This window comes from Methylobacterium sp. 2A, assembly GCF_009806555.1.
GTDB lineage: Bacteria > Pseudomonadota > Alphaproteobacteria > Rhizobiales > Beijerinckiaceae > Methylobacterium.
In genome coordinates, this window is sequence record NZ_VUOK01000060.1 from 122,497 (window position 1) to 144,114 (window position 21,618).

General features: G+C 68.6%; 22 protein-coding genes. 7 read left to right on the forward strand and 15 right to left on the reverse strand.

Features of this window, described 5'->3' with window-relative positions:
- The first annotated feature begins 18 nt into the window (after window positions 1–18).
- Window positions 19–867 carry an oxidoreductase gene (locus FVE89_RS27030; RefSeq protein WP_161393234.1) on the forward strand — a complete coding sequence of 283 codons (849 nt, stop codon included), beginning with the start codon at window positions 19–21 and terminating at the stop codon, window positions 865–867.
- A 6-nt stretch (window positions 868–873) separates the two neighbouring features.
- Here FVE89_RS27030 and FVE89_RS27035 read toward each other — a convergent pair whose 3' ends face one another.
- The 10 genes from FVE89_RS27035 to urtA form a co-directional block, all read right to left on the reverse strand.
- Window positions 874–1,443: an ATP-dependent Clp protease proteolytic subunit gene (locus tag FVE89_RS27035; protein ID WP_161393235.1), complete on the reverse strand. Its 570-nt coding sequence runs from the start codon at window positions 1,441–1,443 to the stop codon at window positions 874–876.
- 58 nt (window positions 1,444–1,501) lie between these two features.
- Window positions 1,502–2,557 (reverse strand): aliphatic amidase, encoded by a 1,056-nt coding sequence (locus FVE89_RS27040; RefSeq protein ID WP_161393236.1) that lies wholly within the window; start codon window positions 2,555–2,557, stop codon window positions 1,502–1,504.
- 44 nt (window positions 2,558–2,601) lie between these two features.
- On the reverse strand, window positions 2,602–2,919 hold the full coding sequence (locus tag FVE89_RS27045; protein WP_161393237.1) for a zinc ribbon domain-containing protein: 318 nt from the start codon (window positions 2,917–2,919) through the stop codon (window positions 2,602–2,604).
- A 111-nt stretch (window positions 2,920–3,030) separates the two neighbouring features.
- Window positions 3,031–4,260 carry a formamidase gene (fmdA, locus tag FVE89_RS27050; protein ID WP_161393238.1) on the reverse strand — a complete coding sequence of 410 codons (1,230 nt, stop codon included), beginning with the start codon at window positions 4,258–4,260 and terminating at the stop codon, window positions 3,031–3,033.
- A 62-nt stretch (window positions 4,261–4,322) separates the two neighbouring features.
- Window positions 4,323–5,342 carry an alpha/beta fold hydrolase gene (locus FVE89_RS27055; RefSeq protein WP_161393239.1) on the reverse strand — a complete coding sequence of 340 codons (1,020 nt, stop codon included), beginning with the start codon at window positions 5,340–5,342 and terminating at the stop codon, window positions 4,323–4,325.
- Between the two features lie 9 nt (window positions 5,343–5,351).
- Window positions 5,352–6,116 (reverse strand): urea ABC transporter ATP-binding subunit UrtE, encoded by a 765-nt coding sequence (gene urtE / locus FVE89_RS27060; RefSeq protein WP_161393240.1) that lies wholly within the window; start codon window positions 6,114–6,116, stop codon window positions 5,352–5,354.
- A gap of 2 nt (window positions 6,117–6,118) precedes the next feature.
- The gene (urtD, locus tag FVE89_RS27065; protein ID WP_161393241.1) at window positions 6,119–6,904 is read right to left on the reverse strand and encodes an urea ABC transporter ATP-binding protein UrtD; all 786 of its coding nucleotides are present in this window, start codon (window positions 6,902–6,904) and stop codon (window positions 6,119–6,121) included.
- A gap of 7 nt (window positions 6,905–6,911) precedes the next feature.
- Window positions 6,912–8,084, reverse strand: coding sequence for an urea ABC transporter permease subunit UrtC (urtC, locus tag FVE89_RS27070; RefSeq protein ID WP_161393242.1), 1,173 nt, complete (start codon window positions 8,082–8,084; stop codon window positions 6,912–6,914).
- 14 nt (window positions 8,085–8,098) lie between these two features.
- Window positions 8,099–9,025 carry an urea ABC transporter permease subunit UrtB gene (gene urtB, locus FVE89_RS27075; protein WP_161393243.1) on the reverse strand — a complete coding sequence of 309 codons (927 nt, stop codon included), beginning with the start codon at window positions 9,023–9,025 and terminating at the stop codon, window positions 8,099–8,101.
- Window positions 9,026–9,114: 89 nt separating this feature from the next.
- A complete protein-coding gene (gene urtA, locus FVE89_RS27080; RefSeq protein WP_161393244.1) occupies window positions 9,115–10,383 on the reverse strand; it encodes an urea ABC transporter substrate-binding protein in 1,269 nt (422 codons plus the stop codon).
- A 229-nt stretch (window positions 10,384–10,612) separates the two neighbouring features.
- Between urtA and FVE89_RS27085 the strand changes: the two genes are divergently transcribed.
- The 4 genes from FVE89_RS27085 to FVE89_RS27100 all read left to right on the forward strand — a co-directional run bounded on the left by FVE89_RS27085 (window position 10,613) and on the right by FVE89_RS27100 (window position 15,619).
- On the forward strand, window positions 10,613–13,972 hold the full coding sequence (locus tag FVE89_RS27085; protein ID WP_161393245.1) for an ATP-binding protein: 3,360 nt from the start codon (window positions 10,613–10,615) through the stop codon (window positions 13,970–13,972).
- Window positions 13,965–14,882 carry a DNA-binding response regulator gene (locus tag FVE89_RS27090; protein ID WP_161393246.1) on the forward strand — a complete coding sequence of 306 codons (918 nt, stop codon included), beginning with the start codon at window positions 13,965–13,967 and terminating at the stop codon, window positions 14,880–14,882. The genes FVE89_RS27085 and FVE89_RS27090 overlap by 8 nt, the downstream gene beginning before the upstream one ends.
- Before the next feature lie 115 nt (window positions 14,883–14,997).
- The gene (locus FVE89_RS27095; RefSeq protein ID WP_246731211.1) at window positions 14,998–15,198 is read left to right on the forward strand and encodes a hypothetical protein; all 201 of its coding nucleotides are present in this window, start codon (window positions 14,998–15,000) and stop codon (window positions 15,196–15,198) included.
- A 31-nt stretch (window positions 15,199–15,229) separates the two neighbouring features.
- Window positions 15,230–15,619: a catalase gene (locus FVE89_RS27100; protein WP_161393248.1), complete on the forward strand. Its 390-nt coding sequence runs from the start codon at window positions 15,230–15,232 to the stop codon at window positions 15,617–15,619.
- A gap of 99 nt (window positions 15,620–15,718) precedes the next feature.
- Here the strand turns inward: FVE89_RS27100 and FVE89_RS27105 are convergent, their stop codons facing one another.
- A complete protein-coding gene (locus FVE89_RS27105) occupies window positions 15,719–16,156 on the reverse strand; it encodes a DUF488 domain-containing protein (protein ID WP_161393249.1) in 438 nt (145 codons plus the stop codon).
- Window positions 16,157–16,424: 268 nt separating this feature from the next.
- Between FVE89_RS27105 and FVE89_RS27110 the strand changes: the two genes are divergently transcribed.
- Together FVE89_RS27110 and FVE89_RS27115 are read left to right on the forward strand one after the other, a co-directional pair.
- Window positions 16,425–17,243, forward strand: a complete 819-nt coding sequence (locus FVE89_RS27110) for a GH25 family lysozyme (protein WP_161393383.1) — start codon at window positions 16,425–16,427, stop codon at window positions 17,241–17,243.
- 133 nt (window positions 17,244–17,376) lie between these two features.
- Window positions 17,377–18,144, forward strand: coding sequence for a Crp/Fnr family transcriptional regulator (locus FVE89_RS27115; protein WP_161393250.1), 768 nt, complete (start codon window positions 17,377–17,379; stop codon window positions 18,142–18,144).
- Between the two features lie 20 nt (window positions 18,145–18,164).
- On the opposite strand, the gene FVE89_RS27120 is transcribed toward FVE89_RS27115, so the two are convergent.
- Genes FVE89_RS27120 through FVE89_RS27135 form a run of 4 tightly spaced genes read right to left on the reverse strand, consistent with a single transcriptional unit; the run spans window position 18,165 to window position 21,419 of the window.
- Window positions 18,165–18,938, reverse strand: a complete 774-nt coding sequence (locus FVE89_RS27120; RefSeq protein ID WP_161393251.1) for an ABC transporter ATP-binding protein — start codon at window positions 18,936–18,938, stop codon at window positions 18,165–18,167.
- Window positions 18,938–19,936, reverse strand: coding sequence for an iron ABC transporter permease (locus FVE89_RS27125; RefSeq protein ID WP_342390082.1), 999 nt, complete (start codon window positions 19,934–19,936; stop codon window positions 18,938–18,940). The genes FVE89_RS27120 and FVE89_RS27125 overlap by 1 nt, the downstream gene beginning before the upstream one ends.
- A gap of 50 nt (window positions 19,937–19,986) precedes the next feature.
- Entirely contained in the window at window positions 19,987–21,033 is a 1,047-nt protein-coding gene (locus FVE89_RS27130) for an iron ABC transporter substrate-binding protein (protein WP_161393252.1), read from the reverse strand.
- Entirely contained in the window at window positions 21,033–21,419 is a 387-nt protein-coding gene (locus FVE89_RS27135) for a VOC family protein (RefSeq protein ID WP_161393253.1), read from the reverse strand. The genes FVE89_RS27130 and FVE89_RS27135 overlap by 1 nt, the downstream gene beginning before the upstream one ends.
- Between the last annotated feature and the right edge of the window lie 199 nt (window positions 21,420–21,618).

Sequence of the window (21,618 nt, forward strand, 5' to 3'; positions counted from 1 at the left end):
GGATCACGGACAGCACCCATGACGCAGAACACGAACCCGGTCTGGTTCATCACCGGCTGCTCGAGCGGCTTCGGCCGGGAACTCGCCAAGCTCGTCGTCGCGCGGGGCTGGCGCGCGGTGGTGACGGCCCGCGACCGCGCCAAGGTCGCCGACCTCGCGCAGGGGGCCGAAGATCGCGTTCTCGCCCTGTCCCTCGACGTGACCGAGGCGGCCCAGATCGCGGAATCCGTGCGCGCCGCCACCGAGAAATTCGGACGGATCGATGTGCTCGTGAACAATGCGGGCTACGGCTATCAATCCTCGATCGAGGAGGGCGAGGAGGACAAGATCCGCGCCCAGTTCGACGCCAACGTGTTCGGCCTGTTCGCCCTGACCCGGGCGGTGCTGCCGGTCATGCGGGCGCAGAAGGCCGGCCATATCCTGAACATTACCTCGGTGGCGGGCTTCGTCGGCTTCCCGGCCTCCGGCTACTACGCTGCCACCAAGCACGCCGTGGAGGGCTTTTCCGACTCCCTCGCCGCCGAGGCCGGGCCGCTCGGCATCCGGGTGACCTGCATCGAGCCGGGCCCGTTCCGCACCGACTGGGCCGGGCGCTCGCTCATCCAGACGCCGAACGCGATTGCGGACTATGCCGAGACCGCGGGCGCGCGGCTCAAGGCGACCTCGGAGAAGAGCGGCACCCAGGCCGGCGACCCGGTGCGGGCCGGCGAGGCGATGATCCGGGTGACCGAGATCGACAATCCGCCGCGCCACCTCGTGCTCGGCGCCTGGGGCTATGACGCGGTCACGGCCCGGCTGAAGCAGGCTTTGGCCGAGATCGAGGCTTGGCGGGAGACGAGCCTCGGGGCCGACTACCCGCAGGCGTGAGGTTCTTCAGATCACGCCTTCGATCAGCCCCCGCCGCTTGGCTTCTTCCGCTTCCAGATACCAGTTGGCGGGCGCTTTCTCGAGCACCTCGTCGAGGGTCACGTCCGATCCCTGGACGAGGTTGGAGAACCCCTCGTTCTGGATCTCGATCGAGCACAGGATCTCGTTGAGCGTCGCCTTCACGGAGGCGATGCAGGTCGTGAGCGGCCCCTGGACATGGAGCTGCTTGTCCATCTTGCGCTCGTGGATCATCAGCCGCGTGCCGCAGGTGAGATACCTGTTCGGTCGGGCGAAGAAGCTCATGAAGGTGGTGCCGGCCGAATAGATCGCCGCCTTGCCGAGGAAGACGAACCGCCGGTTCGGGTCCATGGCGCTGTTGAAGCGGATGTCCTCGCCCATCATCCGGGCGACCTCCGGATCGCCGCCCAGCGTCGTCAGCTCGATCACCACGATCTCGCGCTTGTCCGCCGCGCCGAGCTGGCGGCGGAAATCCTTGTACATGTCGTAATCGACCGGTCCCGAGAGCAGAACGGCCGGGGCCCTGAAGGCAGTGGGGCCGAGGGGAGTGGTGTCCAAGGAGCCTCCTCGTCATAAGATCGATCCGGAGCCGACCCCGCGGCCCCGGACCGGTGCCTCAGCGTACCGGGTCCGGCGCACCCGCGCCCTTGCCCACGAAGGGGATGCCCTCGATCGGGCATTCCTCCGTGCCGACGCTCTGTCGGGTAATGGCCCTTACGGCGTCCCGGGTTCCGTCGGGATCCTCGATCCAGCGCCGATAAAAGTCGTAGGGGCATTCCGACATCCCGTGCCGGTTCTCCTTCGAGTTGATCATGCCCGTGTAGCCGCGGTGCAGCAGCTTGAAGAGATGGTTCTCCGACTGGCCGTGGGCGCGGAAATCCCGGATCAGGAACTTGGAGAGGGCCGCGTACTGGATGCCCATCTCCTCCTCGCCGCACTCGCCGAGTGTCCGCCCGTCGAAGCCGATGATCGCCGAGTGGCCGAAATAGGTGTAGACGCCATCGAAGCCGGCCGCATTGGCCACAGCCACGTAGGTGTTGTTGGCAAACGCCATCGCCTTCGAGATGACGACCTGCTGCTCCTTGGCCGGGTACATGTAGCCCTGGCAGCGGATGATCAGCTCGGCGCCGCGCATGGCGCAATCGCGCCAGATCTCGGGATAATTGCCGTCGTCGCAGATGATCAGGCTGATCTTCAGCCCCTTCGGCCCGTCCGACACGTAGGTGCGGTCGCCCGGATACCAGCCTTCGATCGGGGTCCAGGGCATGATCTTGCGGTACTTCTGGACGATCTCGCCCTGGTCGTTCATCAGGATCAGGGTGTTGTAGGGCGCCTTGTGCGGGTGCTCCTCGTGGCGCTCGCCGGTCAGCGAGAACACGCCCCAGACCTTGGCCTCCCGGCAGGCGGCGGCGAACACCTCGGTCTCCGCGCCCGGGACCGTCGAGGCGGTCTCGTACATCTCGGCGGCGTCGTACATGATGCCGTGGGTCGAGTATTCGGGGAAGATTACGAGGTCGAGGCCGGGCAGGCCGGTCTTCATCCCGACGATCATCTTGCCGATCGCCTTGGCGTTCTCCAGCACCTCCGCGCGGGTGTGCAGGCGCGGCATCTTGTAGTTCACGACGGCGACGCCGACGCTGTCCTGGCTGGACGAGATGTCTCCGTGCATCATGGTGAGATGTCCTCCTGACCTTGATTCTTCCTGGGACGCGCGGCTCAGTGGCTGATCATCCAGGGCCGCGCCTTCGGGAAGCTCTTGGCGGCGGCCGGGGCGGTGGTCGCCTTCTTGGGTGAGCAGCAGCCGCAGCCCGCACCATGGCTTCCCGAGCGCCGCGGCGCGTGGCGGCTGCGCTCGTTCGTGGCGTGGGCGGCCTTGAGCCCCGCATCCATCCCGGAGATGCGCGGCGCGGTGAGGAAGGCGCGCTGGCTCGTGCCGCCGCAATCCGGGCAGGCATGCGGATCGCGGAACTCGGACATCGGCCGCATCACCGTGAAGGGACCGCAGGCCTCGCAGGCGTAGTCGTAGACGGGCATGGGGGCTTTCAGAAAGGCTGCCGGGTCAAGCGCGGGTCCCCTCTCCCGTGCGGGAGAGAGGGGGTCTGTCGCGTCCGGCTGGACCGCGGTGCCCACCGGACGATGGATCATTTAGAGATCCGGCGAGAGCGGCATCTGGATCGAGCCGTCGAGGAACTTGGTCGGTCCGTCGGCGCCCGGGTTGATGTCGAACTCGAAGATCTTGGTCGGTATCCAGAGGGTCGCGCAGGCGTTCGGGATGTCGACGACGCCCGAGATGTGGCCCTGGACCGGCGCCGTGCCGAGGATCGAGTAGGCCTGCGCGCCCGAATAGCCGAATTTTTTCAGGTACTCGATCGCGTTCAGGCAGGCCTGCCGGTAGGCGATGTGGACGTCGAGGTAGTGCTGGCCGCCGCTCTCGTCGACCGAGATGCCCTCGAAGATCAGGTGATCGTCGTATTTCGGCGTGATCGGCGACGGCTTGAAGATCGGGTTCTTGATCCCGTACTTGGCCATTCCGTCCTTGATCAGATCGACCTTGAGATGCACCCATCCGGCCATCTCGATGGCGCCGCAGAAGGTGATCTCGCCGTCGCCTTGGCTGAAGTGGAGGTCGCCCATGGAGAGGCCGGCGCCGGGCACGTAGACCGGGAAGTAGATCTTCGAGCCGCGCGACAGATCCTTGATGTCGCAATTGCCGCCGTGCTCGCGGGGCGGGACCGTGCGGGCGCCGGTGGCGGCGGCCGCCTCCTTCGCGTCGCCCTTCAGACGGCCCATATGGGCGGTCGGCCCGAAGGGGAGCGTGGCCAGCGCCGGCACGCGCTCCGGGTTGGTGTCGTAGAGCGCCTTCTCGCGGGTGTTCCAGGTCTCCAGCATCTTGGGATCGGGCAGGCAGCCGATCAGGCCGGGATGGATCAGGCCCGGGAAGCGCACGCCCGGAACGTGCCGGGACTTGGTGAACATCCCCTCGAAGTCCCAGATCGACTTCTGGGCCTGCGGGAAGTGTTCGTCCAGGAAGCCGCCGCCGTTTTTCCTTGAGAAGAAGCCGTTGAAGCCCCACTGACTCTCGGGCTTGGCGCCGATGTCGAGGAGATCGACCACCAGCAGGTCGCCGGGCTCGGCGCCCTCGACGCCGATCGGACCCGAGAGGAAGTGGACGATCGACAGGTCGATGTCGCGCACATCGTCGGCGGAATCGTTGTTCTTGATGAAGCCGCCGGTCCAGTCATAGGTCTCGACGATGAAGTCCGCGCCCGGCTTCACGGTGGCGACCATCGGGATGTCGGGGTGCCAGCGGTTGTGCACCATGTCGTTCTCATAGGCCGATTGCGTGAGATCGACCTTGATCAGCGTCTCGGGCATCTCGTGTCTCCAGCTCCCTGACTCTCCGGGGCAGGCCCCGTCCGCGCGCCGCTGCGCGTCTCTCACCCGCTCGCGAGCAGCTCTTTCAGCGCGTCGTCGAGGACCTTGATGTCGTCCGGGCTGGTGCCGGGCCCGCCCGCGAAGTGGCCCCACCACGTGTCGATCACGCGCAGCTCCGCGTTCGGCATGGCGGCCGCCTCGATGGCGTTGTCCTCGGGCGGGAAATACAGGTCGGTCGAGGCCGGCATCAGGATCGCCCTAGCGCGAATGGCGCCGAGCGCGGCCTTGAAGTCGCCCTTGAAGGTGTCGTTGGCGCTGATGTCGCCGTGCTGCCACGTCCACAGCATGGCGAGCAGGTTGTTGGCGTCGCGTTCGTAGAACAGGCCTTCCCAGAACCCGATCAGGAAGTCCTCCAGCGAGGCGTAGCCCATGTGGGTGATGTCGGCTTCCAGCCGGTAGAAGGTCTGCGACAGGCCCCAGCCTGCGTAGACCCGGCCGAAGGCGCGCAGGCCCCGGGTCGGCGGGCTCGTGTACCAGCCCTCCGCCCAGGCGGCGTCGGCCTGGAGCGCGGCCTTGGCGCCCTCCAGGAAGACATAGTTGTGCCGCGAGCACTTGGCCGAGCCCTGAAACGGCAGGATCCTCGGCACCATGGCGGGGTACATCGACGCCCAGTGGTAGGTCTGGAGCGCGCCCATCGACCAGCCGGTGACGAGGACCAGTTTCTCGATGCCGAAATGCTCGGTGACGAGGCGGTGCTGGGCGCGGACGTTGTCGTAGGCGGTGACGTTGGGGAAGCGCGGCCCGTTCCAGGGCGCCGGCGTGTTGCTCGGCGAGGACGAGAGCCCGTTGCCGAACATGTTCGGGATGATGATGCAGTACCTGTCCGGGTCGAGCGCCTTGCCGGGGCCGATCAGCCATTCGTTCTCGGTGTGCTGGCCCGAGTACCAGGTCGGGTAGACGATGGCGTTGTCCTTGGCCGGGCTCAGCGTCCCGAAGGTCTTGAAGGCGAGCTTGGCGGCGCGCAGCGTCTTGCCGCACTGGAGCACGAAGTCGCCGAGTTCGAAGATCTCGTGATCGGCCATGCTCTGCCCCTAGACCGACAGGAACCGGGCGACGGCGGCCTCGTCGATCCCGTCGCGCGGGGCCTCGTGGACGATGGCGCCGTTCTCCATCACGATCACCCGGTCGGCGACGTCGAGGGCGAAGCTCAGGACCTGCTCGGACACGACGATGGAGAGGCCGCGCGCGTCGCGGATCGCCTTCAGCGTCCGGCCCATCTCGCGGATGATCGAGGGCTGGATGCCCTCGGTGGGCTCGTCGAGGAGCAGGACCTTCGGGCGGCTGGCGAGCGCCCGCGCGATGGCGAGCTGCTGCTGCTGCCCGCCCGAGAGGTTGCCGCCGCGCCGTCCCTTCATCTCCAGCAGGACCGGGAACATGTCGTAGAGATCCTGCGGCACCTTGCGGGTGCCGGTGACCGTCAGGCCGGTCTCGATGTTCTCCTGCACCGTCATGGTCGAGAAGATCATGCGGCCCTGCGGCACGTAGGCGAGGCCCTTGGCGACCCGGGCATGGCTCTTGAGCCCGGCCACGTCCGCGCCCTCGACCTGGATCGACCCGGCCTTGACCGGCACGAGGCCCATCAGGGTCTTCATCAGGGTGGTCTTGCCCATGCCGTTGCGGCCCATCACGGCGACGATCTCGCCGGGCGCCACCGAGAAGGTCAGCCCGTGCAGGACCTCGCTCTGGCCGTAGGCGGCGTGCAGGTCCTCGACGGCGAGCGCCGGCGTGGCGGACGGGATCGTGGCGAGGGGCGGCGCCTGGATTCCAGGGGTGCGCGCGGTCTGGAGCGACGCCATCGTCAATGTCCCAAATAAACTTCGATGACCTTCGGGTCGTTCTTGACCCGCTCCATCGAACCCTCAGACAGCACCTTGCCCTGGTGCAGGACGGTTACCCGGTGGGCGATGTCCTCGACGAACTTCATGTCGTGCTCGATCACCAGAACCGAGCGGCCCTTGATGATCTGGTTGAGCAGCTCGGCGGTCTTGATCCGCTCGCCGACGCTCATCCCGGCCACCGGCTCGTCGAGCATCAGCAGTTCCGGGTCCTGGATCAGCAGCATGCCGATCTCCAGCCACTGCTTCTGGCCATGGCTCAGGAACTCGGCCCGTTCCTTCAGCTGGTCCTTCAGGAAGATCGTCCCGGCGATGGCGTGGATGCGGTCGCGGACTTCCGCATCCCGCTTGAACGTCAGGGCGCCGAAGACCGAGCGGCCGCGGGGGAACGAGATCTCCAGGTTCTCGAACACCGTCAGGTCGTCGTAGATCGACGGCGTCTGGAACTTGCGGCCGACGCCGGCCTGCACGATCGCGCTTTCGGAGAGCTTGGTCAGCTCGTGGCCCTTGTACCGGATCGAGCCGGCGCTGGCCTTGGTGCGCCCGCAGATCAGGTCGAGCACCGTGGTTTTGCCGGCCCCGTTCGGGCCGATGATCACCCGGATCTCGTCGGGTTCGACGTAGAACGAGACGTCGTTGACCGCCTTGAACCCGTCGAAGGAGACCGTCAGCGCCTCGACGGCGAGGAGGTGATCGGGCGGGGCGGCCTCGGCGCCGACCAAGGGGGAGGAGAGGATCGCGGCGTTCATGGGGGACTCACTCGGCCGGGGCGCCGTGGGGCGGGACGATGGCGGGCGGCGGGGCGCGTAGGCCCTTCACCCGGCGCGTGAGGCGGGGCTCGATCTGCTCCCGCCAGATCCCCGCGAGGCCGTTCGGGAAGGCCAGCACCACGGCGATGAACAGGGCGCCGAGGCCGAACAGCCAGAGATCCGGAAAACTCTCGGAGAAGCTGGTCTTGGCCCAGTTGACGAGCAGGGTGCCCCAGACCGCGCCGAACAGGGACAGACGCCCGCCGACCGCGGCGTAGATCACCATCTCGATCGAGGGGACAATGCCCACGAAGGAGGGCGACATGAACCCGACCTGCAGGGTGAACATCGCCCCGCCGATCGCCGCCAGCCCGGCCGCGAAGCAGAAGGCGAAGACCTTGAACCCCGCCACCGAGTAGCCGGAGAAGCGGACCCGGTCCTCCTTGTCGCGCATGGCGACGAGGATGCGGCCGAGCTTCGACCGCTTCACGTACTGTGCCGCCAGGATGCAGGCGATCAGCAGGCCGCCGTTGACGAAGTACAGGATGGTCTTGGCGTGGTCGGTGCGGATGTCCCAGCCGTGGAGCGTGCGCAGGTCGGTGATGCCGTTGATGCCGCCCGTGTAGCCCTGCTGGCCGACGATCAGGATCGTCAGGATCGCGGCGATCGCCTGGGTGATGATCGCGAAATAGGTGCCGCCGACCCGGCGCTTGAACATCGCGAAGGAGATCAGCATCGCGAACAGGACCGGGACGGCGATCGTGAGGATCAGCGTCAGCGGCAGGCTCTTGAACGGCTGCCAGAACCAGGGGAGGGCGGTGATCTGATTCCAGTCCATGAAGTCCGGGATGCCGGGCGTGGACTGGATTTTCGTGTTCTCGATGCTCGAAGCCTCCAGCTTCAAGTACATCGCCATGCAGTAGCCGCCCAACCCGAAAAAAACGCCCTGGCCGAGGGAGAGGATGCCCGCGTAGCCCCAGCAGATCACCAGCCCGAGGGCCACGAAGGCGTAGGTCAGGTACTTGCCGACGAGGTTGAGGCGGAAGCTATCGAGCATCAGCGGCAGGACGACCAGGATCACCCCGGCCAGGAGGAGGAGGCTCAGCCACTCCACCGGCTTCATGAACGGGTTGTCGTTGACGGTGACGGATTTGGTCAGGGTCTGGACGGGGTTGGTCATCGTGCAAATGATCCTCAGCGCCGGACCTTGAGGGTGAAGAGGCCCTGGGGCCTCAGCATCAGGATGCCGACCACCGCGAGCAGGGTGATCACCTTGGCCATCGAGCCGGAGAGGAAGAATTCCAGGGTCGACTGGGTCTGGGAGATCGAGAAGGCCGACGCGATGGTGCCCAAGAGGCTCGCGGCGCCGCCGAACACGACGATCAGGAAGGTGTCGACGATGTAGAGCTGGCCCGAGGTCGGCCCGGTCGAGCCGATCATCGTGAAGGCCGAGCCCGCGATCCCCGCGATGCCGCAGCCGAGGCCGAACGTGTAGCGGTCGACCTTCTCGGTATCGATGCCCACCGCCCCCGCCATGGCGCGGTTCGACATGACCGCGCGGACCTGCTGGCCGAAGCGCGAGCGGAAGATCAGGAGCGCGACGCAGACGGTGATCAGGATGGTGACGGCCATGACGAACAGGCCGCTGATCGGGATCTCGATCGTGTCGGTGACCTGCACCGAGCCGATCAGCCAGGAGGGCAGCTCGACGCCGACCTCGCGGGCGCCGAAGATCGACCGGTAGGCCTGCTGAAGGATCAGCGACAGGCCCCAGGTGGCGAGCAGCGTGTCGAGCGGGCGCTTGTAGAGGAACCGGATCAGGCCCCATTCCACCAGCATGCCCAGGGCGCCTGAGGCGAGGAACGCCAGCCCCATCGCGATGAAGAAGTAGATCGGGAACAGCGCCGGCAGGTAGGTCTGGAAGAAGGTCGAGCAGAGATAGGTGACGTAGGCGCCGAGGATCATGAACTCCCCGTGCGCCATGTTGATCACGCCCATCTGGCCGAAGATGATCGCGAGCCCGAGCGCCATCAGCAGGTAGACGGAGAACAGGATCAGGCCGGCGAAGCCCTGCATGGCGAAGATCGCGCCGAGGTCGCCGAGGGAGTAGTCGCCGAGCATGTCGTTCGGTCTTCCGCGAAAGAGAATGCGTGACTGAAGCCCGCCCCGCTCTCCCTCCCCCGCAGAGGGGGGAGGGAGAACCGGTGCGACTACTGATATCCCTTCGGGAACGGATCCGGCTTGATCAGCTCGGGACTGGTGTAGACGATCTCGAACTGGCCGTCGGTCTTCGCCCGGCCGACCCGGGTCTTCGACCAGAGGTGATGGTTCGGGTCGATCTTCACGTAGCCTTCCGGCGCGCCCTTGAACTCCAGGCCCGGCGAGGCCGCCACGACCTTGTCGACGTCGAACGAGCCGGCCTTCTCGCAGGCCATCTTCCACAGGAACGGGCCGAGATAGGCCGCCTGCGTCACGTCGCCGATGACGGTCTTCTCGCCCCACATCTTCTTGAAGGCGGCCACGAACGCCTTGTTGTTGTCGTTCTGGATCGACTCGAAATACTTCATGCAGGCATAGGCCCCGGCGATGTTCTCGCCGCCGATGCCGTCGATCTCGTCCTCGGTCACCGAAATCGTCATCAGCACCTGCTTCGACAGGTCGATGCCGGCCGCCTTGAGCTGCTTGTAGAACGCCACGTTCGAGCCGCCGACCACGTCGGCGAAGATCACCTTCGGCTTGGTGAGCTTGATCTTGTTGATCACCGAGTTGAACTGGGTATGGCCGAGCGGGAAGTATTCCTCGCCCACCACCTTGCCCTTGAGCACGTTCTCGACGTGCTTGCGGGCGATCTTGTTGGAGGTGCGCGGCCAGATGTAGTCCGAACCGATGAAGTAGAAGCTGTCGCCGCCCTTCTCCTTGTGCACCCAGTCGAGGCCGGCGAGGATCTGTTGGGTCGCCTCCTGGCCGGTGTAGAAGACGTTCTTCGACTGCTCCAGGCCCTCGTAGAAGGTCGGATAGTACAACAGTCCGTTATACTGCTCGAAGACCGGCAGGACCGCCTTGCGTGAGGCCGAGGTCCAGCAGCCCATCACGGCCGCGCAATGGTCGTTGACGAGCAGCTTCTTGGCCTTCTCGGCGAAGGTCGGCCAGTCGGACGCGCCGTCTTCCTGGATGATCTTGATCTTGCGGCCCAGGACGCCGCCGGCATCGTTGATCTGCTGGATCGCGAGCTTTTCCGCTTCCTGCGCGCCCGTCTCCGAGATCGCCATCGTGCCGGTGATCGAGTGCAGGATGCCGACCGTCACCTCCGTGTCGGTCACCGCGAGCCCGGTGGTGTTGACCGAGGCGGTCGGCGGCGCAGCCCAGGCGGAGCGCGGCATCAGCGCCAGTGCCGGGGCGCCGGCCAGCCCCATGAGCAGCCGGCGCCGCAGCGGGCTGCGCAAGCCGTGATCGGCGCCGGTATCGGTGTCGTCTGCCATCTGCCTGACCCTGTTGGCGTCCGGGCCTCGAGAGGCGGCCCGGATCGTTGAGCGCAGGCTAGGTCTGGTGGCACACCGGGGCCTATACGCGATTTTGCGTATGGCGGTACTCTTGCATGCGCCGCAACATGGCCGCGGAATAGTGTGGAGTCATGCAGGTCTTGGGCGCGAATAGCGGGAGCGCCGCTCGAATGCCGCGGGGCTCGCGCGCGCGCGGGCGCGCGGCCTCATGACCGGCGTGCAGCGCATCATCCCGATCCGCCGGGATTACAACCGCTTCGTCGCCGACGAGACCCTGGAGGATTACGCGCTCCGCTTCACCGCCAAGAAGGCGCGGCGCTGGTCCGGGTTCGAGGTGGCGCAGACGGCGCTGGGCTCGGTCTCGTTCCTGGCCCTGGAGGCGATCGGCGGCACGCTGGCCCTCACCGCGGGCTTCCCCGACACCCTGGCGGCGGTTCTCTTCGTCGGCCTGATCATCTTCGCCACGGCGATTCCGATCACGGTCTACGCCGCCCGGTACGGCGTCGACATGGACCTGCTGACCCGGGGCGCCGGGTTCGGCTATCTCGGCTCGACCGTCACCTCGCTGATCTACGCGAGCTTCACCTTCCTGTTCTTCGCCATCGAGGCGGCCATCATGGCGCTGGCGCTGCAGCTCTGCTTCGGGCTGCCGCTGGGGATCGGCTATCTGCTCTGCGCGGGGGCGGTGATCCCGCTCGTGGTCTACGGCATCCGCCTGATCAGCCGGTTCCAGATCTGGTCGCAGCCGCTCTGGATCGGCCTGAGCCTGCTGCCGCTGGTATTCGTGGTCGCGCAGGGGGGCGAGAAGCTGCACGCGCTGGTGCGCTTCCCGGGTCTCGACGGAGAAGCGGGCTTCGATCTCGCCCGGTTCGGGCTCGCCACCGGCGTGTTGCTGGCGCTCCTCGCCCAGGTCGGCGAGCAGGTCGACTTCCTGCGGTTCGTGCCCGAACCGAGAGGTCCGCGCGACCGTCGCTGGTGGTTGCCGGTGCTCGCAGGGGGCGCCGGCTGGATCCTGCCCGGGATGCTCAAGATCCTGCTCGGCGCCGCGCTGGCCGTTCTGGTGCTCGGCCACGGCGTGCCGCCGGAGCACGCCGCCGAGCCGACCCGCATGTACGCGGTGGCCTTCGGCTACCTGACCGGGGAGGGGAGCCGGGCGGCGCTGCTGCTCACCGGGCTGTTCGTGCTGGTCTCGCAGCTCAAGATCAATCTCACCAACGCCTATGCCGGCTCGATCGCGTGGTCGAACTTTTTTTCCCGGTTGACCCACAGCCATCCGGGCCGGGTGGTTTGGCTGGTCTTCAACGTCGCGATCGCGCTGCTCCTGATGGAGTTCGGCATCGACAAGACGATCGCAAGCACGCTGCCGCTCTACGCGTCCGTCGTGTCCGCCTGGGTCGGGGCACTCGCGGCGGACCTCGCGGTGAACAAGCCGCTCGGACTCTCGCCACCGGGCATCGAGTTCAAGCGCGCCCATCTCTACGCGGTGAACCCGGTGGGCACGGGCGCGATGGTGCTGGCCCTCCTGGGCGGCGGCTTCGCCTATGGCGGACTGCTCGGCCCCGTGCTCCAGCCCTTCGCGCCGCTGCTCGCCCTCGTCACGGCGTTCGGCGCCGCGCCGGCGATCGCCTGGGCCACGGCGGGGCGCTGGTACCTCGCCCGGCAGCCCAGGGTGGACTGGCCCGCGGCCGAGATCGTCTGCCGGGTCTGCGAATTGCCCTTCGAAGGCGAGGACATGGCCCATTGCCCGGCCTACGACGGGCCGATCTGCTCCCTCTGCTGCTCGCTCGACGCCCGCTGCGGCGACCTGTGCAAGCCGCACGGAAGGCTGGAGGCGCAGGCCCAGGCCGCGGTCGCCCGGATCCTGCCGGGCCGCACCGCGGCCTGGATCGGCGCGCCGCTGGGGCGCTACCTCGCGGTGATGCTGACGCTCTGCGTGGTGATCGGCCTGATTCTCGGCATCGTCCACGCCGGGGCGACCATCGCGCATCCGGAGAACCGGGAGTTCCTGCGTGCGGCGCTGACCAGCGTGTTCTTCACCCTGGTGGTGATCCTCGGCGTGGTCGCGTGGCTGTTCGTGCTCGCCCAGGAGAGCCGCCGGGTCGCGCAGGCCGAGACCATGCGCCAGACCGCCCTCTACGAGGCGGAGATCGCCGCCCACAAGATCACCGACGCGAAGTTGCAGGAGGCCAAGGAGCGGGCGGAGGCGGCGAATCAGGCCAAGAGCCGCTACGTGGTCGGCATCAGCCACGAGTTGCGCACGCCGCTCTCCACCGTGCTCGGCTACGCCCAGCTCCTCGAATCGGATCCCGCGATCCCGGCGCACCGGCTCAACGCCATCCGGGTGATCCGGCGCAGCGCCCAGCACCTGTCCGGCCTGATCGACGGCCTCCTCGACATCTCGCGCATGGAGGCGGGCCGCCTGCAAATCCACCGCGACGAGGTGCGACTCGCCGATTTCCTCGATCAGCTCGTCGACATGGTCCGTCTCCAGGCCCGGGAGGCCGGGCTGGAGTTCCGCTTCGCGCGGCCCGAAATCCTGCCAGCGGTCGTCGCGACCGACGAGAAGCGCCTGCGGCAGGTGCTGCTCAACCTGCTGTCGAACGCCATCAAGTTCACGCCGTCCGGCACGGTCTCGCTGGACCTGAGCTACCGGAGCCAGATCGCCGTGTTCACGATCCGCGACACCGGTCCCGGCATCCCGGAGGCGGATCTCGCGCGGATCTTCGAACCGTTCGAGCGCGGCTCGACGCCGGCCGCGCGCAGCACGCCGGGTACGGGGCTGGGGCTCACCATCGCCAACCTGCTGGCACAGCTGCTGGGCGGCGAGATCACCATCTCGGCGGCGCCCGGCGGCGGCACGCAGGCCCGGCTGCGGCTGATGCTGGCCTCGGTGGCCGAGCCCGCGCCCATCGTCCTGCCAGCCCCCGCGGAGGTCCCGGAGCGGGCCTATGCGGGCGCGCGCCGCACCGTCCTGGTGGCCGACGACGACACCGCCCACCGCGCCCTGATGCGGGCGATCCTGGAGCCGCACGGCATCGCCGTGCTGGAGGCCGGCTCGGGACCGGACTGCCTGGCGGCGGTCGCGGCCGGGGGGATCGACCTGATCCTGCTCGACATCGCCATGCCGGGGATGAGCGGCTGGGCGGTCGCCGCCGCGCTTCGCGCCGCCGGCCATGCCGGCCCGATCGCCATGATGTCGGCCAACGTCCACGAGATCAGCCCGGTGCGCGGCGACGACGCGCCCCACGACGCGATCTTCGCCAAGCCCTTCGATCTGCGCGACGTGATGGAGCGGGTCGGCAAGCTGCTGCGCCTGGAATGGACCGGTGCGGCCGCCCTCCCACCCGATCCCGCCGGCCCGCTGGAGACGCCGGGCCAAGCGCAGATCGGCGAGCTCCTGCGCCTCGGGCGGATCGGCCATATCCGGGCGATCGAGGCGACGCTCGATCGGATGGAGCTGGAGGCCTCGGCGCCGCCGGCCTTCGTGGCGCAGATGCGCGGGCTCGTGGAGGGCTACGACCTGCGCCGATACCTGTCGGTCCTGCAGGGGCTCACCCGCAATGGCTGAGCCGCCGCCGAGCCGGCCGAACCGGGACGTCGTCCTCGTGGTCGACGATTCCCCCGATACGCTGAGCTTCCTCACCGAGGCGATCGAGCGGTCCGGGGCCACCGTGCTGGTGGCGGTCGGCGGCGACCTCGCCCTGGCGCTCGTGGACGAGATCACCCCCGACGTGATCCTGCTGGACGCCGTGATGCCCGGCCTGGACGGGTTCGAGACCTGCCGCCGGCTCAAGGCCAAGCCGCAGATCGCGCATGTGCCGGTCATCTTCATGACGGGCCTGAGCGAGACCGAGCACATCGTGAAGGGTCTCTCCGCGGGCGGGATCGACTACGTCACCAAGCCGATCGCCCCCGACGAGATCCTGGCGCGGATCCGCGTGCATCTGGCGAGCGCCCGCGCGGCCCAGAGCGCGCGGGCCGCCCTCGACACGGCCGGGCGGACCTTGTTCGCGGTCGCGGAGGACGGGACGGTCCTGTGGTCGACGCCGCAAGCCGGGCGGCTGCTGGTCGGGTTCGGAGCCGATCCGTCGGGCGTCGTCGTCCTGCCGGCGCGGGCCCGCGACTGGCTGCGGGGCTGCCTCGTGGGGGCTGCGGGACCGCTGACCCTGACCGACCGCGACGGGGTGGCCTTCGCCCTGAGCTTCATCGGCCGAACGCCCGACGAGATCCTGCTGCGTCTGTCGCGCGAGGAGCCGTCTGTGGGGGTGGAGCGGCTGCGGGCGCGCCTGCCGGTGACGGGCCGGGAGGCGGAGGTGCTGCTCTGGCTGTCGCGCGGCAAATCGAGCCGCGACATCGGGGAGATCCTGGGCCTCAGCCACCGGACCGTCACGAAGCATCTCGAAGGCATCTACGCCAAGCTCGGCGTGGAGAACCGCACGGCGGCCTCGATCATCGCGGCGCGCCATCTCCAGGATTGAGCCGGCGGGGCGATCCCCACCTTGTCCACAGGCGGCGCGGCCCGGGGAAACGCCTTGGTAAGTGCCGGCGCGCCACGGTCCTCGCTCAGATCGACCAGCCGAGCCGGATGCGATGATGACCTGCCAGCAACTCGCCGAGGAACTGAAGCGGATCGCCACGACGCAGATCAGCGACATCACCCGTGCGGTCAAAGAGGGCCAGAAGTCGATCGCGTTGAACGAGGTGCGCGACATGGCCCGGCGCCTCGAACTCCTGGCCGATGCCTTCGATCCGAAACCGGCAGCCGAGGCCGGCGAGGGTGCGCAGGCCGCCTGACACCGCAGATCGGCCCTTCCGAGGAGCCTCCATGATCCACGCCCACTTCACCATCCGCCTCGGCGAAGCCGCGCTCCCGGCTTCCGCCGCGCAATGGGTCGCCGACGCCGACGCCGCCCGGGCGGCCGCGCGCGTCATCGTGCAGGGTCTGATGCGCCAGCACGGCGGCGATCCGCGCCTGTTCGCAGCCACCATGGTGATCACCGACGCAGCAGGCGCGACGATCCTGGAGATCCCGTTCTTCGACGCGCTGTACATGCCGGTCGAGCCGGTGGCCGAGCCGGATCGGCGGACGCGGCGCATCCCCCCGCCGTCGCGCCTCGGCGCCGCCCTGCGCCCGTTTCGAAGACTCGCCGACGCGCTCGGCGCACGCATGCAGCCTCTGCACGAATCCTCGACCGGATCGCGCCTTTCGATCTGAACGCACGCACCGGCGACGCCGCATCTCCCTCCCACGCAAAGGGGAGGGCGGGCGCGCGGTCCGATCGGGGGCGCTTCCCACTGCCCCGGAAACACCCGTTCAGAGATCCCGCACGGTAAAGCCCCGCTCGGCCAGACGCTCCGCCAGGATGCGGCGATGGCAGACGGCCGGATCACGCTCGAAACAGAGCAGGCAGAGCGGTGCGGCTTCGGCCATCGCGGCCAGTTCGTCGAGGGCCGTCTGCCCGTCGGCCGTGTCGAGCACCTCGTCGCAGTAGATCCGGCGCAGCAGCGCCGCATCCCCCGCGCGGGCCGCCTGCCGTCCGGATTTCGGGGTGCCGAGGCTGCGCAGGTGGGTGTAGCCGAGCCCCGCCTCCCGCAACGACGCGCCGAGCGCGCCTTTGGAGAAGCCGCGCTTGCGCGAATTGGCGACCGCCCGGACATCCGCCAGCACGCTGACGCCGGCATCGCGCAGGATGCCGCCGAGCTGCTCCGAATCCAGGCCTTCGTACCCTATGGTGAAGATTTGCTTGCTCACGGTGGTGTGACCGAACTCGCGTTGTTGGACCGGCACTTAGCCGGACGGCAGCCTGTGCAACACCGTTGGATCCCCTGCGTATGTCGCGACGGCGCAACGCATCCCGGAATTCCGCCGCAATGATCGCAAAGGTCCATTAACCGCGCCGGGGCCATCGAATACGCCTGTCTGTGGCGCTTCTTCGGTGGCGGGCTAAACACTGATGTCGCGGATCAACCAGCTCTCGCGCATTCACTCCTGCGGCCTGTCTCAAGGCGTGGGCGACCGTATGAAGGCCGCCCGCCGGCTCGTCGGCCGGGTCGCCGCGGCGATGATCCTCGCCGGCTTGGCGGCCTGCGCCTCGAATAACAATTTCTACCCCACCAAGGGGGATGCCAAGCCCCATCCCGGCGTGGCCAAGGCCAAGCTCCACCCGATCCAGGGCATTGACATCTCGAAGTGGCAGGGCAACGTCGACTGGGCCTCGGTCCGGGCGGCCGGCACGCAGTTCGCCTTCATCAAGGCCACCGAGGGCGGCGACCACGTCGATGAGCGCTTCCGGACCAACTGGGACGGCGCGGCCCGGGCCGGTGTTCCGCGGGGCGCCTATCACTTCGTGTTCTGGTGCCGCTCCGCCAAGGAGCAGATGGACTGGTTCAAGAAGAACGTCCCGAACGATCCCACCGCCCTCCCGCCGGTGCTCGACGTCGAGTGGAACGGCCATTCGCAGACCTGCCCGAAGAAGCTGCCCAAGGCCCAGGCCCTGGCGATGGTCACCGAGATGCTGGAGGAGATGGAGCGCTACACCGGCAAGCGCCCGATCATCTACACCGACATCACCTTCCACAAGGATGTGCTGGAGGGTGAGCTGCTCGACTACCCGCACTGGCTGCGCTCCACCGCGGCAGAGCCGGAACAGCGTTTCGTCAACCGTAAGTGGATGTTGTGGCAGTTCACCTCCACCGGCCGTGTCCCGGGCGTGCAGGGCGACGTGGACCGCAACGCCTTCTACGGCACGCCCTCCGACTGGGCTTCGTTCCTGACGACGGATTGCGACCCGCGCGAGCACAAGCGCCTGTCGGAACAGGGACTTTGCACCGACAAGTAGTTTCGCGATATGATACCAAACCTAGGTTAGTTCCGTATCGGGCGGCGAGGGGTATGCGTGGGTGTCCGGCTCAGCCCGGGCGCCCTGAGAGGTTCCTTTCGGGAGCTTCTTTTCCTGCATCTGTCCCAGTCCGATGCCAATCGACAGCGCCGGCCCGACGGGCAATCTGCTTCTCGACGCGCTCTCGGATCTGGATCGGGCGTTGATCGCGTCGCATCTGGAGGCGGTCACCTACGCCCGGGGGCAAACCGTCTTCGAAGCCGGCGAGCAGGTCGCGCACGTCACCTTCCCCTGCCACAACGCCGTTCTGGCACTGGTCGTGACCACCCGGGATGGACGGATTGCCGAAACCGCCACGATCGGCCACGATGGCGTCGCCGGCGGAATCGTGGCGCAGGGGCGCGTGCCGGCTTTCGTCAAGGGGATGGTGCAGATCGGCGGTCCGATGCTGCGCCTGGAGGCGGAGCGCCTGGAGGAGGCCGCAAGCCAATCCGCCTCGCTGCGCGATCTCCTCACGCGCTACACCGATTGCTTCGTGGCGCAGCTGCTTCAGACGGCCGCCTGCAACGCGCTGCACCCGATCGAGCAGCGCTGCCTCCGCTGGTTTCTGACGCTTCAGGACCGGATCGGTGGCGACACGCTCCCGATCACCCATGAACTGCTCGCCGCGATGCTGGGCGTCCAGCGCACCTATCTGACCCGTATCCTGCGGCTGCTGCAGGATCAGGGTCTGATCCGTGTCGCGCGCGGGCGCATCACCATCCTCGACCGCCCCGCCGTGTCAGCCGCCGCCTGCGAGTGCCACGCCCGCGTACGGCTGCATTGCGAGGCCGTACTCGAGCCGGTGTACGCCCCGGAACGCCGGGATCGGGAACCGGTGTCTCGAACGAGAGCCGGTTAGCACGCGCGGCCTGACGCGGCTCAACGGATGACCGGCGCGCAGACCGGGGCGGCAATCCCGGGCACCGGCGCCATCACGACGTCGATCCCGTAGATCAGACGCAGGAGCGGGGGCGTGACCGTCTCGGCGGATGGCCCATCGGCGGCCAGCCGACCTGCGTGGAGAGCAATCACCCGGTCGGCGCACAACAGGGCGTGGCCGGGATCGTGGGTGGAGAACAGGACCGCGATACCGCCCTGCGCCAGGCGGCGGATCTGCCCCAGGACCCGGGCCTGATTGCCGAAATCGAGGCTTGCGGTGGGCTCGTCCATGACGAGCAGCCGCGGTTCCCCGCTGAGTGCCCGGGCGATCAGGGCCAGCTGCCGCTCTCCGCCGCTGATCTCGGTGTAGACGGCGCCGGCCAGATGGCCGATCCCGAGGGTGGCGAGCGCCCGCTCGGCCGCCGCGATGTCGGACGGGCCGGGGGCCGCAAACGGGCCGAGCCGACTCGCCCGCCCCATCACCACCATGTCGCGAACCGTGAACGGGAAGAAGGCCGCGTGCGCCTGCGGCACGGCGGCCATCGTCCGGGCGATGGCGGTCCGGGACAGCCGGGACAGGTGGGAACCGTCGAGCTGGACCAGCCCGGCCCGGGCGGGGAGCAGGCCGAGCAGGGTCTTGAGCAGCGTCGTCTTGCCGCCGCCATTCGGCCCGAGCAGGCACAGGACCTCGCCAGCTGCCAGATCGAACGAGACGCCCGAACCGACGATCCGGTCGCCGTACCCGAAGGCGAGATCCGCGACGCGCAGCAGCATCAGCCGATCCGGCCGCGTCCGGCTGCCAGCAGCCACAGGAAGAACGGGGCGCCGACCAGCGCCGTGAGGATGCCCAGCGGTACCTCGATCGTCCCGGCATTCCGCGCGATCAGATCGACGATCAGGAGATAGCCGGCGCCGAGCATCAGGGAGGCCGGAAGCAGCCGGCGGTAATCCGGACCCACGAGCAGGCGCGCGATATGCGGCACGATCAGCCCGATCCAGCCGATCACGCCGGTCATCGAGACCGCGGCTGCCGTGACCAAGGTCGCGCCGGCGATCAGCACGGGGCGCAGGATCCGCGTCTCGACGCCGAGTGCCCGGGCCTCCTCGTCACCGAGGCTCATCAGGTTCATCCGCCAGCGCAGCAGGACCAGGGGTGCGAGGCCCAGCAGCATCATCGGCAGCACCGCGCCGACATCCCCCAGGGTGACCGAGGACAGGCTGCCGAGCAGCCAGAACGTGATGGCGGGCAGCTGGTTGTAGGGATCGGCCAGGACCTTCAGGAGCGAGATGCCGGCCCCCAGCACCGCGCCCACCGCCACACCGGCGAGGACAAGGGTCAGGACCGGATCGTGACGCCGCACCGCCAGCCCGACCCCGTACACGGCCGCCACCGCGCCGAGGCCGCCCAGAAAGGCCAGCGTCTGTATCGGTGCCACCGGCAGGCCGAGATAGATCCCCAGTACGGCGCCGAGCCCGGCGCCTGCGGAGACGCCGAGGATGTCGGGGGAGACCAGCGGGTTGCGGAACAGGCCCTGATAGGTCGCTCCCGCCGCCGAGAGGGCTGCGCCGACCACCAGGGCGGCCACGACCCGGGGCAGGCGCACCTGCATCACAACCGTCTCGACCGCAGCCGGCGCACGGGCGGGCAGGCCGAGCAGCCGATGGCCGAGGACATGCGCCAGATCCGCGAGGGTGACGGGATATTTCCCGACCGCGAGCGCGAGCACGGCCAGCATCAGGAGTGCCGCCGCGGCGAGCAGCGCCCCCGGGATCCCGGCGCGTTGGTCCGTGCGTGCCGCTCCGGCAATTGCTGGCTCCCGGCTCAATGCCGGGCGTCCGGCGGAGCGAGCAGCGCGGCCGCCTGCGCCGCGTCGAGATCGACGTGATAGAAGCGGTGGTAGAAATCTCGCACGCCCTCCGACATCGGTTGCGGGAACCGTTCCGGGTAGAGCAGCCCCGCCAGCCAGCGCAGGCCGATCAGCCGGTTGACCCCCGGCGGCGCGTCGAACCAAGGGAACGGAAGCTGCGGCGCCAGGTAGATCCGGCCCGTCTGCACCGCCCGCACGTCCCGCCAGAGCGGTTCCGTCCGCACGGCGGCCGCGAAGGCCGGATCGAGGGTGACGATCACGTCCGGGTTCCAGGCGAGGATCTGCTCCGGCGAGACGGCGCCGAGGCGCCCGTCGCCGGCCTGCGCCACGTTCCGGCCGCCGGCCGCCTCCAGCACTTCGGTGTTGATCGAGCCGGCAAACCCCGTCTCCAGCCCGCGTGGACCACGGGCATAGTAGACGCCGGGCCGCCGAGCCTCCGGGATGGGTCCGACCGCCTTCGCCACCGTGCCCATCAGCGCCTCCGCGGAGGCCGCGAGGGCGTCGGCCTCCGCCTGCCGGCCGAGGGCCGCCCCGAGCTGCCGATAGGTCTCGGGCATCCGGGCGAAGCTGCCGTCGAGCAGGATGTAGGGGATACCGGTCTGGGCCTGCACCCGGTCGGCGAGGGACGCGTAGGTCGGGCCGAGGCTGCCCGAATCGACGATCAGGTCGGGCTTGGCGGCGAGCACGGCCTCGACATTGGCGGTGCCGCCCCGCCCGGTCAGGCGGCCATAGGCCGGGAGCGTCCGGGTGCGCGGGTCGAGGAACGGCAGCGCCTCGGGCCGGGGCGCGCTGACCCAGCCCGCCATCCGGTCGGGCGCCAGTGTGTAGAGCAGCACTGCGGCCGGGGGCCCGGCGGCCAGCACCCGCTCGATGCGATCCGGCAATTCGACGGTCCGGCCGGCGGCGTCGGTGAACGGGCGCGCCGCGGCTCCATGGGCCAGGGCCAGACAGGCGAGCAGCGCCCCTGCAAACGACCGGCCGTATGCCACCCAGGAACGCATCAGACGGATCCACGCTCCAGGATTTCGATCAGCGCCCCGTCTGGCCCCTCCACGAAGGCGATGCGCAGGCCCGGCCCCCGCTCCGTGATGCCGGTCCGCACGGGGACGCCCCGGGCTTCGAGATCCGCCATCGCCGCTTCGATGTCGGCGACGCGCAGGCCGATATGCTCAATGCCAAGGCACGGTGTCGGTCCGGCCGGCGCGGTCCCGGCCGGGGCCTGCTCGATGAACACCGTGAGGCCGCCGAGGTCGAGGACGACCCGCTGGACCGCCCCGTCACCGACGCGCTTCACCTCCCGCGCGCCGAAGGTTTGGACGTAGAAGGTCGCGGCCGCCACGGCGTCGCGGCTGCGCAGATGGACGTGGTCACAGGTGTAGTGCTGCATCGGGTCCCGGATCCTCGCGATTCGGCTTCCGGGGTGGCTGGTTCGGGAGCCCGACCCGGTCTGACGCCGAAGTTATGCACCGCGTACCGTCTGGGCGAGGGGCACCGCTTGACGTCCCACGCGAACCCGCAGACTTTCGCGATCAGGACCGTTGCAGCTATGCAACAGCCTTCCCACATTCGGGTGGAATTTCCACTCC

What these genes read in the sequence shown, in the direction of transcription:
- FVE89_RS27030 (WP_161393234.1), top strand. Translation starts at nt 19, where the DNA reads ATGACGCAGAACACGAACCCGGTCTGGTTCATCACCGGCTGCTCGAGC.
- FVE89_RS27040 (WP_161393236.1), bottom strand. Translation starts at nt 2,557, where the DNA reads ATGATGCACGGAGACATCTCGTCCAGCCAGGACAGCGTCGGCGTCGCC.
- FVE89_RS27045 (WP_161393237.1), bottom strand. Translation starts at nt 2,919, where the DNA reads ATGCCCGTCTACGACTACGCCTGCGAGGCCTGCGGTCCCTTCACGGTG.
- fmdA (WP_161393238.1), bottom strand. Translation starts at nt 4,260, where the DNA reads ATGCCCGAGACGCTGATCAAGGTCGATCTCACGCAATCGGCCTATGAG.
- FVE89_RS27055 (WP_161393239.1), bottom strand. Translation starts at nt 5,342, where the DNA reads ATGGCCGATCACGAGATCTTCGAACTCGGCGACTTCGTGCTCCAGTGC.
- urtE (WP_161393240.1), bottom strand. Translation starts at nt 6,116, where the DNA reads ATGGCGTCGCTCCAGACCGCGCGCACCCCTGGAATCCAGGCGCCGCCC.
- urtD (WP_161393241.1), bottom strand. Translation starts at nt 6,904, where the DNA reads ATGAACGCCGCGATCCTCTCCTCCCCCTTGGTCGGCGCCGAGGCCGCC.
- urtC (WP_161393242.1), bottom strand. Translation starts at nt 8,084, where the DNA reads ATGACCAACCCCGTCCAGACCCTGACCAAATCCGTCACCGTCAACGAC.
- urtB (WP_161393243.1), bottom strand. Translation starts at nt 9,025, where the DNA reads ATGCTCGGCGACTACTCCCTCGGCGACCTCGGCGCGATCTTCGCCATG.
- urtA (WP_161393244.1), bottom strand. Translation starts at nt 10,383, where the DNA reads ATGGCAGACGACACCGATACCGGCGCCGATCACGGCTTGCGCAGCCCG.
- FVE89_RS27085 (WP_161393245.1), top strand. Translation starts at nt 10,613, where the DNA reads ATGACCGGCGTGCAGCGCATCATCCCGATCCGCCGGGATTACAACCGC.
- FVE89_RS27090 (WP_161393246.1), top strand. Translation starts at nt 13,965, where the DNA reads ATGGCTGAGCCGCCGCCGAGCCGGCCGAACCGGGACGTCGTCCTCGTG.
- FVE89_RS27095 (WP_246731211.1), top strand. Translation starts at nt 14,998, where the DNA reads ATGACCTGCCAGCAACTCGCCGAGGAACTGAAGCGGATCGCCACGACG.
- FVE89_RS27100 (WP_161393248.1), top strand. Translation starts at nt 15,230, where the DNA reads ATGATCCACGCCCACTTCACCATCCGCCTCGGCGAAGCCGCGCTCCCG.
- FVE89_RS27110 (WP_161393383.1), top strand. Translation starts at nt 16,425, where the DNA reads ATGAAGGCCGCCCGCCGGCTCGTCGGCCGGGTCGCCGCGGCGATGATC.
- FVE89_RS27115 (WP_161393250.1), top strand. Translation starts at nt 17,377, where the DNA reads ATGCCAATCGACAGCGCCGGCCCGACGGGCAATCTGCTTCTCGACGCG.
- FVE89_RS27120 (WP_161393251.1), bottom strand. Translation starts at nt 18,938, where the DNA reads ATGCTGCTGCGCGTCGCGGATCTCGCCTTCGGGTACGGCGACCGGATC.
- FVE89_RS27130 (WP_161393252.1), bottom strand. Translation starts at nt 21,033, where the DNA reads ATGCGTTCCTGGGTGGCATACGGCCGGTCGTTTGCAGGGGCGCTGCTC.
- FVE89_RS27135 (WP_161393253.1), bottom strand. Translation starts at nt 21,419, where the DNA reads ATGCAGCACTACACCTGTGACCACGTCCATCTGCGCAGCCGCGACGCC.